At 33.0% G+C, this 13,668-nt stretch carries 13 protein-coding genes; 3 read left to right on the top strand and 10 right to left on the bottom strand.

What is annotated here, in order from left to right; all coding sequences use genetic code 11:
* Positions 1 to 5 precede the first annotated feature (5 nt).
* The 9 genes from B0A58_RS06505 to B0A58_RS06465 all read right to left on the bottom strand — a co-directional run bounded on the left by B0A58_RS06505 (position 6) and on the right by B0A58_RS06465 (position 9,002).
* Positions 6 to 953, bottom strand: coding sequence for a DUF6620 family protein (locus B0A58_RS06505; RefSeq protein WP_089080368.1), 948 nt, complete (start codon positions 951 to 953; stop codon positions 6 to 8).
* A gap of 27 nt (positions 954 to 980) precedes the next feature.
* A complete protein-coding gene (locus B0A58_RS06500) occupies positions 981 to 1,925 on the bottom strand; it encodes a hypothetical protein (protein WP_089080367.1) in 945 nt (314 codons plus the stop codon).
* 21 nt (positions 1,926 to 1,946) lie between these two features.
* Positions 1,947 to 2,198, bottom strand: coding sequence for a hypothetical protein (locus B0A58_RS06495; protein WP_089080366.1), 252 nt, complete (start codon positions 2,196 to 2,198; stop codon positions 1,947 to 1,949).
* 6 nt (positions 2,199 to 2,204) lie between these two features.
* Positions 2,205 to 3,152, bottom strand: coding sequence for an SPFH domain-containing protein (locus B0A58_RS06490; protein ID WP_089080365.1), 948 nt, complete (start codon positions 3,150 to 3,152; stop codon positions 2,205 to 2,207).
* A 1,072-nt stretch (positions 3,153 to 4,224) separates the two neighbouring features.
* Complete coding sequence (locus tag B0A58_RS06485; protein WP_133063080.1) at positions 4,225 to 4,971, bottom strand: helix-turn-helix transcriptional regulator; 747 nt, start codon at positions 4,969 to 4,971, stop codon at positions 4,225 to 4,227.
* Between the two features lie 141 nt (positions 4,972 to 5,112).
* The gene (locus tag B0A58_RS06480; RefSeq protein ID WP_089080363.1) at positions 5,113 to 5,910 is read right to left on the bottom strand and encodes a hypothetical protein; all 798 of its coding nucleotides are present in this window, start codon (positions 5,908 to 5,910) and stop codon (positions 5,113 to 5,115) included.
* On the bottom strand, positions 5,897 to 7,342 hold the full coding sequence (locus B0A58_RS06475) for a leucyl aminopeptidase family protein (RefSeq protein ID WP_089080362.1): 1,446 nt from the start codon (positions 7,340 to 7,342) through the stop codon (positions 5,897 to 5,899). The genes B0A58_RS06480 and B0A58_RS06475 overlap by 14 nt, the downstream gene beginning before the upstream one ends.
* A gap of 12 nt (positions 7,343 to 7,354) precedes the next feature.
* Positions 7,355 to 8,395 (bottom strand): RluA family pseudouridine synthase, encoded by a 1,041-nt coding sequence (locus tag B0A58_RS06470; protein WP_089080361.1) that lies wholly within the window; start codon positions 8,393 to 8,395, stop codon positions 7,355 to 7,357.
* Positions 8,385 to 9,002: a PASTA domain-containing protein gene (locus tag B0A58_RS06465; RefSeq protein WP_014084253.1), complete on the bottom strand. Its 618-nt coding sequence runs from the start codon at positions 9,000 to 9,002 to the stop codon at positions 8,385 to 8,387. The genes B0A58_RS06470 and B0A58_RS06465 overlap by 11 nt, the downstream gene beginning before the upstream one ends.
* Positions 9,003 to 9,229: 227 nt before the next feature.
* Between B0A58_RS06465 and B0A58_RS06460 the strand changes: the two genes are divergently transcribed.
* From B0A58_RS06460 to recQ, 3 genes are all read left to right on the top strand, one after another.
* Positions 9,230 to 10,198 carry a D-alanine--D-alanine ligase gene (locus B0A58_RS06460; protein ID WP_089080360.1) on the top strand — a complete coding sequence of 323 codons (969 nt, stop codon included), beginning with the start codon at positions 9,230 to 9,232 and terminating at the stop codon, positions 10,196 to 10,198.
* 151 nt (positions 10,199 to 10,349) lie between these two features.
* Complete coding sequence (gene coaD, locus B0A58_RS06455) at positions 10,350 to 10,805, top strand: pantetheine-phosphate adenylyltransferase (protein ID WP_089080359.1); 456 nt, start codon at positions 10,350 to 10,352, stop codon at positions 10,803 to 10,805.
* Between the two features lie 17 nt (positions 10,806 to 10,822).
* Positions 10,823 to 12,931, top strand: coding sequence for a DNA helicase RecQ (gene recQ, locus B0A58_RS06450; protein WP_089080358.1), 2,109 nt, complete (start codon positions 10,823 to 10,825; stop codon positions 12,929 to 12,931).
* Here recQ and B0A58_RS06445 read toward each other — a convergent pair.
* Positions 12,928 to 13,668, bottom strand: a complete 741-nt coding sequence (locus B0A58_RS06445; protein ID WP_089080357.1) for a M15 family metallopeptidase — start codon at positions 13,666 to 13,668, stop codon at positions 12,928 to 12,930. The genes recQ and B0A58_RS06445 overlap by 4 nt on opposite strands.

Genomic DNA, 13,668 nt, shown 5'->3' with positions numbered 1-13,668 from the left:
AACAATTAAAACTCTACGTCATCGGCCACATTTCCGCCTTGTTCTGCTGCGAAAATTTTGGCATATTCGGCTTGTTTTTGGTTTTGATAATCTAGATAATGATGGATGTCGTTTGAGTTGAAATTTTGGTTTTGTTGTTCCATATATTTCATAGCTACGCCTTGAAAATCGCCCAATCCAATGCCATAATTATCCAAAATCCATTGTGCACCGTCCATGCCATATTCATAAGCGGCTTGGCGAGCACCAGTTAGTTCGTAATAAAAATAGATGTCATTTTTCAAACGTTCCAAATTGGCCTCTCCTTCTTCAGACAAATTGGTTTTAACTCCTTGAAGTTTAGGATGTTGGTCGGCTTCAGCATAATATTGTCCAAACAAAACCGAAACGCTAAAAGTGGTATCTTCCGCCATACGAGCTGGCCAAATCGTATTTAACTCGCCCCAAATTGTGGCATCAATTCCGAAAGCTTTGTAGATGTCTTCTTCAGCTACACCCGATCCTAATTTGGCACAAATAGCCGAATAATCTCTAAGTGAAATGCCGTGAACAGGCGCTAAAAGTGGGTTGTTTTCGTCCTCTTGCATGTTGTTGCCCATTTGTGCAACGCCGTGGTGTGCCAATGAATTTCGGTTGTCAAAACGGATATATTGGTCGGAGTCACATTCATTCCAAGCCATATAAACGTCTCTTCGATAGTTATGATACACATTGTTGATTTCAGATTGGCTGGTAATGCCTTCTTGTTCAATCCAAGCTTGGGATAAACGTTCTACTTCTGCATCAAAATCTTCTACCTCATAATGCGTTCCGTGGAGGGTTTCTGGGTCATATTCTTCATAATCTTCGTCCTCATAAGATTCATTTTGGGTGTTTTCAAATTCTTGATTTTGAGTGTTTTGCACTTCTTTTTCTTCGTTGCCTGTAATAGAGCTAAATAGTTTTTTGAACATAATAATAAAATTTTAGGGGTTAATGAATTAAATATTTGATAAATCGTTTTGTAATCTGGTTTCGAGATGGGCTTCCATATCGGGGGTTATTTTTTTCCATTCGGCATATTTTTTATGCAAATAGTCTTTGTGAAAAATGGGGGTATTTTGAATAGATTCTTGTCTTTTAGCTTCCAAATCGGCAATTTTTACTTCGGTTTCGGACTTTATTTTTGCATCTTTTTCAAAATTTAAACTCAATTTCAGGGGGTGCATTTCGTAATAAAACAAACGTTCTTTTTCGGATTCGATTTTGTATTTTTCATATAAATCAACCGCCCGTTGGTGGGCTAAATCTTGTGCAAAATGTTGTACCATTCTGGCTTGAGTACTCGGCTCAAAGGTATTTTGAGTTTGACAGGCGGAACAAGCCAAATGCACGTTGATAAAAAATATTTTCTCAATAGAAATAGGGCTTCCGCATTGTTTGCAATGAAATTTATCTTTTATGGCAGCATATTCGGCAAGCACTTTTTGATATGCAATTTCATAATCTTCATAATCGGTGGCATTCACGGCATTGCTTGCTTTTTGGAATTTCTCTTCAAAGAGATTGTATCGACTTCTACATTCATTTCTAAAAGCGTCAAGTACCTCTCTATCTTTGTCTTTTGGCGAATAATCGTGCTTGATTTCTTGGTACAAATCCAATATTTTTTCGTCGTGAACGTCATAAACTTTCTTACGAATATTCTCTAATTGCCCGTCTATACCTGATTTCATCCGATGAAAATCCATTTTGAAGCTTTCTTCAGTGCTGTTTCTCATTTCAGTCAATTCGGGAATGGCCGCATCGGTAAGTTCTTGCATCCGAACTTCCATTTTGTCCAAAAAATCAAAAAAACGTTGTTGGTTTTCTTGAATTTGGGGCAGCCATTCACTCGATTGCGAATGGGAAGCTGAATTGTCTTTTTTGTTGAATAATCCAATCATAATTTTTAATTTTTTATGAATTTAAGAATTGGAATTGTCTTCTTTTTTGATAAAAATTCCATCGTTAAGTTTGACAGCTAAAAACTCGTGACCGCAGTAAGCACAGTGCGTCAATCCATCTTGTTTTGCTCTACCTGCGCCACAATTTGGGCAATCGGCGGCATCCATTTTTGCTTCTTTAAACGCATTATTTTCGTCAATGCCGTAGGTTTTTTGATTTTGGGCTTTTAATTTCATTTTTTCTACAAATGAAAGTGGTTTTTTATCCTCCATGACTGATTAAAGTTTGCTTAATAAATCGGCTTTTTTTGCTTTAAAATCATCTTCCTCAATAATTCCTGCATCAAACAAATCTTTCAGTTGTTTTAATTTTGCCGGAATATCTTCGGTTTGAGTAGTAACTGGTTGATTTTGTTGCATTTGTTGCATCATCATATTGAGCATGGCTCCTTGTTGTACGGCGTCATTAAGCCCACTTTTACCGTCGCCAATAGCGGTAGCGGTGTTAAATTGGGTAAACTTATCCATGTCTTTCACCATATTAATATTGGTCATTTTGTCATAATGAGCTGTAACTTCTTCGGGTAGCGTTACACTGGTGATGATGAATTGTGTCAGTTCAATTCCCAATTGTGAAAAATAGGTTTTTAGCTCCGGTTCTACTCTTTTGCTCAAATCTGAAATATTGCCTGCAACATCCGTGACTGCTAGGTTTTGATTGGCCAAAACTTCGCCAAATTTTGGTGCAACAAAATCACGCAATTGCGATTGCAATTCAAATAAAGTCAACTGAAAATAAGTGCCACAATATTGACGGAAAAAAGTAGCAACATCGGCTATTTTGAAGTCAAAACTTCCAAAAGCACGAATGCGCACTTGTCCAAACTCGGGGTCTTTCATCAAGATTGGGGCGGGTGTACCCCATTTGTTATTGATGAATTGATGGGTATTGAAGAAATAAATATCGGCTTTAAACGGACTTTCAAAACCATATTTCCAGCCTTTTAATTGACTTAAAAGCGGAATATTTTCGGTAGAAAGGGTGTGTAAACCTGGTCCAAAAACATCTGCCAATTGCCCTTCATTGAGGAACATAGCGTGTTGGGTTTCTCTAACGGTTAGTTTTGCGCCATTTTTAATTTCTTTGTCTTCGTCTTCATATTTCCACATCAAAAGATTCGGGTCGGGAGTGGTGGCTTCGATAATTTCGATAAAAGGAGCTTTCATAAAGTTTTGATTTTAATTAAAATTAGAATTAACTTTAAATTAATTCACAATTACATTTTTGAACATCATCAAAAATGTTTTGCCAAAACTATGAATACTTTAGAATTTTACTGTTTTTCTTTAGTCTATTGTGTGTCTATGCTAATAGAACCATTGTCTATTTGGCGACTACATACTAATTTGTATTTGAAAATCAGAAAGTTACATTTTGTAATACCAAATGAAATTTATATAATATTAATAAATTCAAACAGCTTTATTAATAATCAATTAAAACATTAAAAAAAATTTATTTAATGATAAATGATTTCTTCATATAAACTTATGAAATACATACTTTAATTTCATTAAAATTAGTAAGTTAATAATAGTATTTGAAAATAAAAAAATATATAAATGAAGTATTTCTGAATTTTAAACATTGTTCATTATAGTTGACAATGAATTTCATTTGAGGAGTAAATTGAAAGAATTAGTATTTTCAACAAATCATATTGTTAATACCATTTGTTTGAATAAATTAAATAATATTATAATATAAAAATATTTATAAGATAAAATTTAATAATTCATATTATACAAAACAGGATATTAAGAGGGGTTATTCCGTAGGTCGTCTCATTTATTAATTTATAAATCAATTATACAATTGAAAATTCTACAAAACAATTTTAATAATTTTAATATTAAAAATTAATAAATGAGAAATTCAAAGCAAATTTTGGGGCAAAGTTTTATTGCTTTCAATGTTGTTTGTATATTGCAAATGTAGGTTAGTTTTCGGTTTCAATAATAAAACTAAAATTCAATTATAACTTTTGAGTGTCTATTAGGCGACTACAAAAAATTAAGTTGCTGATTAACAGTTATTTAAAAAAACAACAAAAAGTAGCAATTGTTTTTTTGATTTAAAAAAATATGGAAAAAATTAATAAAATAATTGATTCCATTTTGTAGTAACAAAAAAATAAATATAATGATTTAAAACCCAATTTTGATAGTAATTAATTAACAAGAATTATAATATTAAAAAAAAAATGAAATTGTTTTTAGGCTCCAACATAAAAAAACTTTATTCAATCGTATTTTGAATAAATTCATCTAAATCTTCCTCTTTCGATAAATTTAATTTTTGTTTAATTCTGTATCTTGCCATTCTTATACTTTTGGGTTCTACATTCATTTGCGAAGCCATTTCTTTGTTTGTAACTTTCATTAAAATAAAACCACAATATTTTAAATCCAATTGAGTAAGATTATTTGAAGCTTTTTGTTGTAATTTATCAAAAAATTCTGGGTAAATAGTGTTAAAATTATTTTTAAATTTCTGAAAATCATCATCAATCACCAATCCTTCATCTATTGTTTTAAAGATAACATTATTTATAGTAGCATTTTGCTCTTTATTTTGAATTAATAATTTATCCTTGAGTTCATTTAAAATTTCATTTTTCTTTTCTAAATGCAATACACTGTTCATCAACTCTTTTTGGGTTTGTTGTTTTTCTTTTTCTAACTTTATCCTATTTTGTTCAAAATATTTTTGACTCATTTTTATGTTTTTATAATAATAAAAAAACATACCTGCACCTAGCAAAATAGCCAATAGTGAGGCTATTATCAAGGCATCTTTTAGTTGATTTTCTTTAGATAATAATGTGATTTTCTCTTCTTTTGATTTTAAATCATACTTGGCAGTTGCATTTTGAATCAAGCTTTCTCTTTCACTTTCATTTGCTAATGTAGTAGCTTCTTGAAATAATAGATCATATTCATAATATTGTTTGTAATTATTATTATACATAGCTATTAATTTCAAATCCTGATAAAACTTTTTTTCTGTTGGATAGTCTTTAAATGGGAGTTTTTTTAAATATTGAATTCCTTCTTTAAACGAAAGTGCTGCTTGGTCATATTTTTTTTGTTCTAATAAATATAGCCCCCTAATGCCATAACAATTTCATACAACACTTACTATGCCAAATTTTTCAGCATAATATAAGGCTTTTTGTATTAATGGTAAAATTTCGTTCGTTTTTTGATGAGTAGATGCCAAAAAATTTGCGTAGTTCAAATAGGAAACCGCTACATTCATTTTATTATATGTTGGTTTTTGAGCAAGTACTATAGCTTTTTGATAAGCCTCAAAAACCTGATTGATTTGTAATTTTGAATTAGGAGCTTGGTATTTTTCTTTCAAATAAGTAGCATGACAAATTTGGGTTTCTAATTGAATATCATTATTTGTAGTTAATTTTGAAAACTGGGTGGCTTTCTCCAAAAAATGCACATCAATTGTAGCACCAGAATTGGCAATACCCAAAGCCGCTAATGCAGCAAAATCATAATTTTTAGATTTTTCAAATAAATCTAAGGCTTTCAACAAATCATTTTCATAACCTAGTACATCTATATACAGTTTATATCTATACAATGCGTAATAATAATATCCTAAAACGGTGATATTAGTAACTTTTGGCAATATTAAACTTGCATTTTCTATATGTTTTTGAGACAAAGGAAGTTTTTTAAACCTCAAATATGTTAATGACAAAAAGCAATTTGACATCAATTCAGTTTCTGTATTTGATGTTGAAACTGCTTCTTTATAAATTTTTTGTTGTAATTGTATAGATTTAGAACTATCTATAAATCTTAAATTATAGGCTTCAATAATTTGATTTTGTTGTGCAAAAGCGCTCAACGTCAAACCTATAAAAATAAAAAAAAAGTAAAAATATTTTTTATGAATTGGCATTTTCTATTGTTTTTTCAATAAAATTTAACAATAATTGTACTCCAAATGCCGTAGCGTGTTTTGTTTTCGCAAATTCATCATCCACAAAACTTACACCAGCAATATCGATATGAGCCCATGCTGGGTGCTTTTCTGTAAAAAATTCCAGAAATTTTGCTGCCGAAATTGCTCCAGCAAATGGTTTTCCTGAATAATTTTTTACATCTGCAAATTCGCTTTCTATATCAGATTGATAACAATCCCATAGTGGCAATGGCCATAATTTTTCATTAATAGACTGTCCTATTTCTTGCAAATTTGCTAGTATTTCTTTATTGTTTGAAAATAATGCTGCTGTTTCAAACCCAAAAGTACCAATGCAACTGCCTGTTAAGGTGGCCAAATCTATAATAATTTCGGGTTTATAATTTTGAATCAAATAGGATAAACCATCTGCCAAAATCAACCTGCCTTCCGCATCGGTATCTACTATTTCGATAGTATGACCGCTGTAACTATTGATAATATCGCTTGGCAAAAATGATTTTGCATCTACCGCATTTTCACACGCAGGCACAATGGCAGTTACACAAACATCCAATCCCAAATCAGCAATCAATTGCATAGCTCCAATAACGGCAGCACCTCCTGCCATATCTGTTTTCATTTGTACCATTGCAGCTGTTTTGATATTCAAGCCGCCCGTATCAAATGTAATCCCTTTACCTACAAGTCCAATGTGTTTTGTTTTTTTACTAAAAGTTTTTGGAACATATTCCATGATGATAAATTGAGGCTCGTGCTGACTTCCTTTTCCAACAGATAAAAAAGCCTCTAAACCCGCTGTTTTACAGGCATCAAATCCTAAAACTGTTGTTGTAAAACCAACTTTGTCTGACAGTTCCTGAACATGTTGTGTTAAATATTTTGGTGTTACTACATTGGGCGGTAAATCAACCAATTTCATGGTGTCTATTTGGGCTTTTGCTATTTTTATACTCTTTTCAATAACACTTGTATTAGCATTTTTAGCATTAATGTTCAGTACAAAGCTGGGTTCCAAAAATGGATGTAATGGATTATTTTTATAAAATCCCAAATCATAAGTACCCCAATACAATCCAATTAAAATAGCTTCTATTTGATTGTCATTCATAGAATCTGGCAAAACCAAAAGGGTTTTTTCCTCAAATAAGGTTTTATTTTTTCGAGAAACATTACGAAAAATTTTGCGTAAACTGTCATATTCTTGCCCCACTCCTACTCCAACTAATAATACAATATTTTGAGGGGTTTCTATACAATATTGAGTATCTTTTTTTCCTGAAAATAATTTTTTATTAACTTTAATATCCTGATAAACAATATGTTGCTCTTCAGATACTTCAAAAAAGGGCATAATAATGGTTCCTTCAAAATTTTGATCTATTGGGTTTATAATGGAGGTCTTCATATTTTTTTTGTGTTATATTTCGTCTTCAACTATGTGGTTATTAGAATATTGTCGCCATTTTTCAATACAATTTTTCATATCAATGGGCAATGCAGTGTCAAACCGCATCATTTCATTGGTAGTCGGATGAACAAAACCTAATGTTTTGGCATGCAAAGCCTGTCTTGGCAATATTTTAAAACAATTGTCTATAAATTGCTTGTATTTTGTAAAAGTAGTCCCTTTCAATATCAAATCGCCGCCATATCTTGCGTCATTAAACAACGGATGTCCTATATGTTTTAAATGAACCCTAATTTGATGGGTTCTTCCTGTTTCCAACTTACAAGATATTAAAGTAACATAACCAAATCTTTCCAAAACTTTATAATGTGTAATTGCTGGCTTACCAACATCTGGATCGTCAAAAACGGCCATTTGCATTCTATCTTTCAAATGACGGGCTATATTTCCTTCTATAGTCCCAAAATCTTCTTTCAAATTTCCCCAAACCATAGCTATATATTCCCTTTCAGATGTTTTTTGTTCAAATTGTTTGGCCAAATGGGTCATGGCTGCCTCGGTTTTTGCAATCACTAACAAGCCCGAAGTATCTTTGTCTATCCGATGGACCAATCCTGGCCGTTCACTACTATTCAAAGGTAAATTCTGAAAATGAAAAGCCAAGGCATTCACCAACGTACCCGTATAATTGCCATGTCCTGGGTGTACCACCAAGCCAGCAGGCTTATTGATAAGCAACAACGCTTCATCTTCATATACAATATCTAGCGGAATATCCTCTGGATCTACCCTGTTTTCAAATGGTGGATGCGACAACATGATTTGAACCAAATCCAATGGCTTTACCTTGTAATTCGATTTTACAATTTTTCCATTTACATAAATATTACCCGAAGTTGCTGCTGTTTGTATCTTATTTCGGGTGGCATTTGGAATCAAATTCATCAAAAATTTATCTATCCGCAACAGCAATTGCCCCTTTGGCACTTCAAATTTAAAATGCTCAAATAACTCATCCTCAGGCTCAAAAACGGCCATATTATTGTTCATCTGCAGGTTTTTCTGTAGTTTCTACTTTTGTACTATCCAGTTCACTTTCGTCAAAAAGGGATTTCCCGTCCCCAACAAACAAATCAATTTTTGACGATTTCAATACCTTGTCGCCTGGTCGCAACACTTTGCCATTCAATCGCATTTCCAAAACCATGTCTTTTCCAATATCTGGCACATACGTTTTGGTTCCCTCGCTCAATCCCATAGCTCGCAACGTAGGAACGGCTTGTCGATACGTTTGCTGAATCAAATTCGGAATCCTAACCATCGTATAGCCATTATCATTTATCCGAATATACACTTTTCTGCCCTCTTTTACCTGCATACCCGCAACAGGATCCTGCTCCAAAACACTCAATTTTGGATAATCAGGATTATAATCCATCGTATCCAATAGGACATATTCCAAATTCAATCGATCCAATTTTTCTTCTACCTGCTCCTCACTCAATTTCGACAAATTAGGTACAACAACCACTTCTCCATGTTTTGTAGCATATTCCAACCAATACATAAACAAAAATCCAATCACCGCAAAAATGCCAATAGCACTCCATATTTGGACAAAAAAAACCTTACTTGTTAAATATTTTCTTAAACTCATAACTCAATATTAATTTTATCGCAAATATATAAAATACTATGTGCATTTCTTTTCAAAAAAAATGATAATTTTGTTTAAATTTTTATTAGGAGCCATTTCCAGCTATCCGTTGCAATCTTTTGTGCCAAACCCTGGCACAAAAGGATTTCCACTACTATCTGGGCTAGGGCAATCCTTTTCAAAAGCAACATTTTTTATAAAATAAAATTCATAACAGCAAAACAACCATGAAAAACATTGCCATCATCATGGGAGGTTATTCCTCCGAATACAAAATTTCTTTAATAAGCGGAAACGTTGTATATAATTATATAGATAAATCAAAATTTAACGCCTACAGAATCCATATTTTTAAAGACAAATGGGTATATGTAGATCCTCAAGACCAAGAATTTCCCATAGATAAAAACGACTTTTCTACAACTGTCGATAACAACAAAATTACTTTTGATTGCGTTTTTAATGCCATACATGGCACTCCTGGCGAAGACGGTTTGATGCAAGCTTATTTTCAACTCATCGGACTCCCTCAAACTTCTTGCGATTATTATCAAGCTGCACTTACTTTTAATAAAAGAGATTTGCTCTCTGTCTTAAAACCTTATGGAATCAAAACAGCCACTTCCTATTATCTAAATAAAGGCGACCTGATTGAAACCCAAAAAATTGTCGAAAAAGTAGGTTTACCCTGTTTTGTAAAACCCAATAAATCTGGATCTAGTTTTGGCATTTCTAAAGTAAAAACCGCTGCCGAACTCCCAATAGCCATCGAAATGGCTTATAGAGAAGACAACGAAATTATCATCGAAAGTTTTTTAGATGGTACCGAGGTTTCTGTTGGAGTAATTAATTATCAAGGAGTTACAACCGTATTGCCCATCACAGAAATTATTTCAGAAAACGACTTTTTTGATTACGAAGCCAAATACCAAGGCAAATCAAAAGAAATTACTCCAGCCAGAATTTCTGAAGAGCTTACGCAAAAAATTGCCGAAACAGCCAAAAAAGCGTATGACATTCTAAAAATGAAAGGCTTTTCTAGAAGCGAATTTATTATTGTAAACAACGAACCTTATATGCTCGAAATGAACACCATTCCTGGACTTACCACCGAAAGTTTATTGCCACAACAAGCCCGTGAAGCAGGAATTTCATTACAAGATTTATTTACAAACGCTATCGAATTGGCATTATAATTGAAATAATTACACCATAATCAACCAAACTTATTGTAAATTTGTCAAATCATTAATTTTTAACTATTATTTACAAAAAAATATAATTTGTTATTATAAATTTATATTAAAATCAAAAAATAAAATTTACATTTGCATAAATACAACATCTATGACCAGAAAAGCCATATTTCCAGGATCATTCGACCCAATTACGCTGGGACACGAAGACATCATCAACAGAAGTCTGCCGTTATTTGACGAAATTGTTATTGCCATTGGTGTAAATGCCGATAAAAAATACATGTTCAGCTTAGAAGAACGTTTGAGTTTTATCAAAAAAACATTTGAAAAAGAACCAAAAATTTCAGTAATTACATACGAAGGACTCACCATAGATTTGTGCAAAAAACTACATGCCTCATTTATTTTGAGGGGCTTACGAAACCCCGCCGATTTTGAATTTGAAAAAGCTATTGCACACACCAACAGGAAGTTGGCTAAAATTGAAACTGTATTTTTACTTACAGCTGCCAAAACGTCGTTCATCAGTTCCAGTATCGTAAGAGATGTTTTACGGAATGGAGGCCACTATGAACTTCTTGTACCTGAAGCCGTTAGAAAATAACCCTATATAATAAAGCCATGCAAACAATAACACTAAAACAAAAACTAAAAGATCATTTTGGATTTGAAAATTTTCGCCCCAACCAAGAAGCCATTATCCAATCTGTACTCAACGGACAAGACACCGTAGCGATAATGCCTACAGGAGGTGGAAAATCGATTTGTTTTCAGCTTCCAGCCCTCATTTTTCAGGGGCTAACCATTGTAGTTTCGCCCTTAATTGCCTTGATGAAAGACCAGGTAGATAGCCTTAAAGCCAACGGCATCAACGCTTGCTTTATTAATAGTTCGCAACAGGCCATGGAGCAACATTATTATTTAGAACAAATTCACAACGGCAACATCAAATTGGTATATGTAGCGCCCGAAAGTTTGAACTATTTAGAACCCCTATTTGCCAGCATCCAAGTGAGCCTTATAGCCATAGACGAAGCCCATTGCATTTCGGCCTGGGGACATGACTTTAGACCCGCATATTGCAATTTAGGGTACTTAAAAAATAAGTTTGCAAAAACACCCATTTTGGCTTTAACAGCCACTGCCGATAAAGCTACCAGACAAGACATTTGCGATCAACTGAATTTGCAAAACCCTCAAGTTTTTGTAGCCTCATTCGACAGAAAAAACCTAAGTCTCGAAGTAAGACCAGCCCTCGATAGGGTGAAACAAATTGTACAATTTATTGATAAAAAAGCCGATGAAGCTGGTATTATTTATTGTTTAAGTCGTAAAACTACCGAAGAATTATCAGAAAAATTACAATCAAAAGGTATTTCGGCTATGGCCTATCATGCTGGTTTAGACAACCACAACCGAACAAAAGTGCAAGATGCGTTTATTAATGATACTTGCCAGGTAGTTTGTGCCACAGTTGCCTTTGGTATGGGCATTGATAAGTCCAATGTAAGATGGGTGATACATTATAATTTGCCCAAAAATATCGAAGGGTATTACCAAGAAATTGGCCGTGCCGGCCGAGATGGACAACCCGCAGAAACAATCTTATTTCAAAGTTATGGCGATGTCATTCAGCTTCAAAAATTTGCACTTGAAGCCCAAAATGCTGAAATTCAAATAGCTAAACTAGATAGAATGAAACAATTTGCCGATGCTCAAAGTTGTCGTCGCAAAATATTATTATCCTATTTTGGTGAGCTCGTTTCTGAAAATTGTGGCAATTGCGATGTGTGCAAAAACCCTCCTGCTTTTATTGATGGCACCATAATTGCCCAAAAAGCATTATCTGCTATTTACCGTTTAAAAGAATCAGAACCCATTGGAGTAGTTGTCGATTTTTTGAAAGGGTCAAAAAATGCAAACATCTATGACAAATCATACCAAAACTTAAAAACTTATGGAGTGGGTACCGATATCGCTTGGTTTGATTGGAGCCAATACCTTATTCAATTGGTAAATTTAGGTTATTGCGAAATAGCATTTCATCAAAATAACCAACTAAAACTAACATCTAATGCAAAAAATGTGCTTTTTGAAAATGAAAAAGTATTGCTAACCAATGTTCAAAAAGTAAAATTTGAAACGCCAAAAAGTAAAGAAAAAGCAGTTAAAAAAATTACAAATACTCAATCTTTATTTGACATTTTAAGAAAATTAAGAACCGATTTAGCTCAGGAAGAATCAATTCCAGCTTATGCTGTATTTAACGATGCTACTTTGAGACAGATTGAAGCTGAAAGACCCATGAGCGATGAATCATTTTTGGCCATTGACGGTGTTGGTAGAGCCAAACTCGAAAAATATGGCACTATGTTTATTGAAGCCATTAGACAATTTCAAAGTGATAAAATTGAAAAACCTAAAAAAGAAAATACATACAAAATTACATTAGAAATGTTTCAAGCAGGCGAAAGTGTTGCGTCCATTGCAGCCAAAAGAGAACTCAATCCTGCAACTATTATGTCGCATTTGGCCAAGCTATATTTAGACGGAAATGCAATCAATATCCATCAATTTATTGATAAATCCGAAATAGAATTGATAAAAAATGCCAAAGAAATTTTGGAAAATCCAGCACAACTTAAAACCTATTTTGACTATTTTGAAGAAAAAATTCCTTATGAAAAAATCAGAATCGGTTTGAGTATTTTAGAAAAAGAAGCACTTTAAAACAATTCGGGGCGGTATTCAAAGTGCATTGTATCATAATGTTTCCACCTTCCGCCCCAAATAAAACCATTTTTTTCAAAAATTTGAACCAACCCCATTGGTATGGCATTTCGGTATTTTAGTTTTGTAAATTCATTTTTACACTTACAATCCCATTGCCAATAATGGGCATTTTTTATATTAATATCTATTGTTATTCCAAAACTATGATTGCTTAAACGGTTTGTACCCGCTATTTTTCGCCATACAAAGGTGCCCGCAATATTGGTCAGATACGTTTTCCATTCTGGGTGTTCATCTAATGCTTTTGAAATATTTTGCATTTTTTCGGCAACACCATTTATACGACTAACCAACAATTTTTGACCAACCAATTTAGGACACCATGTGATGCTAACTAAATTCTTACGAACCTTATTTTCAGAGTCTCCATACATTTTTTTAAAAAAAAGTTCATTTCTAACCCTTCCTGCATCGTTATGATCTGTTTTGGAGGTATCATATCGATAAGCAAATTGATCTTCGACATCTGGATTGTCCAATAATTCTTGACTGTTTTTAGTTTTAAAATCATCATAAATCAAAAATGATTTGTCTGCAAAAAAAAGTTTATTATCTCGAAATTCAATAATTTGATCAGGATAGGCTTGCATCAACTTCAATACTTGAGGGGGTGGTTGTTGGCCCATCAATATATTTGACATCGTAATTAGTATTGATATAATGATTAATTTCAT

Origin of the sequence: Flavobacterium branchiophilum NBRC 15030 = ATCC 35035 (genome assembly GCF_002217205.1) — a bacterium.
GTDB lineage: Bacteria > Bacteroidota > Bacteroidia > Flavobacteriales > Flavobacteriaceae > Flavobacterium > Flavobacterium branchiophilum.
The sequence above is the reverse complement of the archived record's forward strand: the minus strand, read 5'-3'. Positions and strand labels throughout refer to the sequence as shown.

Bases quoted from the DNA above. Each gene is read 5' to 3' on its own strand.
- B0A58_RS06460 (WP_089080360.1), top strand. From the start codon at position 9,230: ATGAAAAACATTGCCATCATCATGGGAGGTTATTCCTCCGAATACAAA.
- B0A58_RS06445 (WP_089080357.1), bottom strand. From the start codon at position 13,668: ATGAAATTAATCATTATATCAATACTAATTACGATGTCAAATATATTG.
- B0A58_RS06505 (WP_089080368.1), bottom strand. From the start codon at position 953: ATGTTCAAAAAACTATTTAGCTCTATTACAGGCAACGAAGAAAAAGAA.
- B0A58_RS06470 (WP_089080361.1), bottom strand. From the start codon at position 8,395: ATGAACAATAATATGGCCGTTTTTGAGCCTGAGGATGAGTTATTTGAG.
- B0A58_RS06500 (WP_089080367.1), bottom strand. From the start codon at position 1,925: ATGATTGGATTATTCAACAAAAAAGACAATTCAGCTTCCCATTCGCAA.
- B0A58_RS06465 (WP_014084253.1), bottom strand. From the start codon at position 9,002: ATGAGTTTAAGAAAATATTTAACAAGTAAGGTTTTTTTTGTCCAAATA.
- B0A58_RS06490 (WP_089080365.1), bottom strand. From the start codon at position 3,152: ATGAAAGCTCCTTTTATCGAAATTATCGAAGCCACCACTCCCGACCCG.
- B0A58_RS06480 (WP_089080363.1), bottom strand. From the start codon at position 5,910: ATGCCAATTCATAAAAAATATTTTTACTTTTTTTTTATTTTTATAGGT.
- B0A58_RS06495 (WP_089080366.1), bottom strand. From the start codon at position 2,198: ATGGAGGATAAAAAACCACTTTCATTTGTAGAAAAAATGAAATTAAAA.
- recQ (WP_089080358.1), top strand. From the start codon at position 10,823: ATGCAAACAATAACACTAAAACAAAAACTAAAAGATCATTTTGGATTT.
- B0A58_RS06475 (WP_089080362.1), bottom strand. From the start codon at position 7,342: ATGAAGACCTCCATTATAAACCCAATAGATCAAAATTTTGAAGGAACC.
- coaD (WP_089080359.1), top strand. From the start codon at position 10,350: ATGACCAGAAAAGCCATATTTCCAGGATCATTCGACCCAATTACGCTG.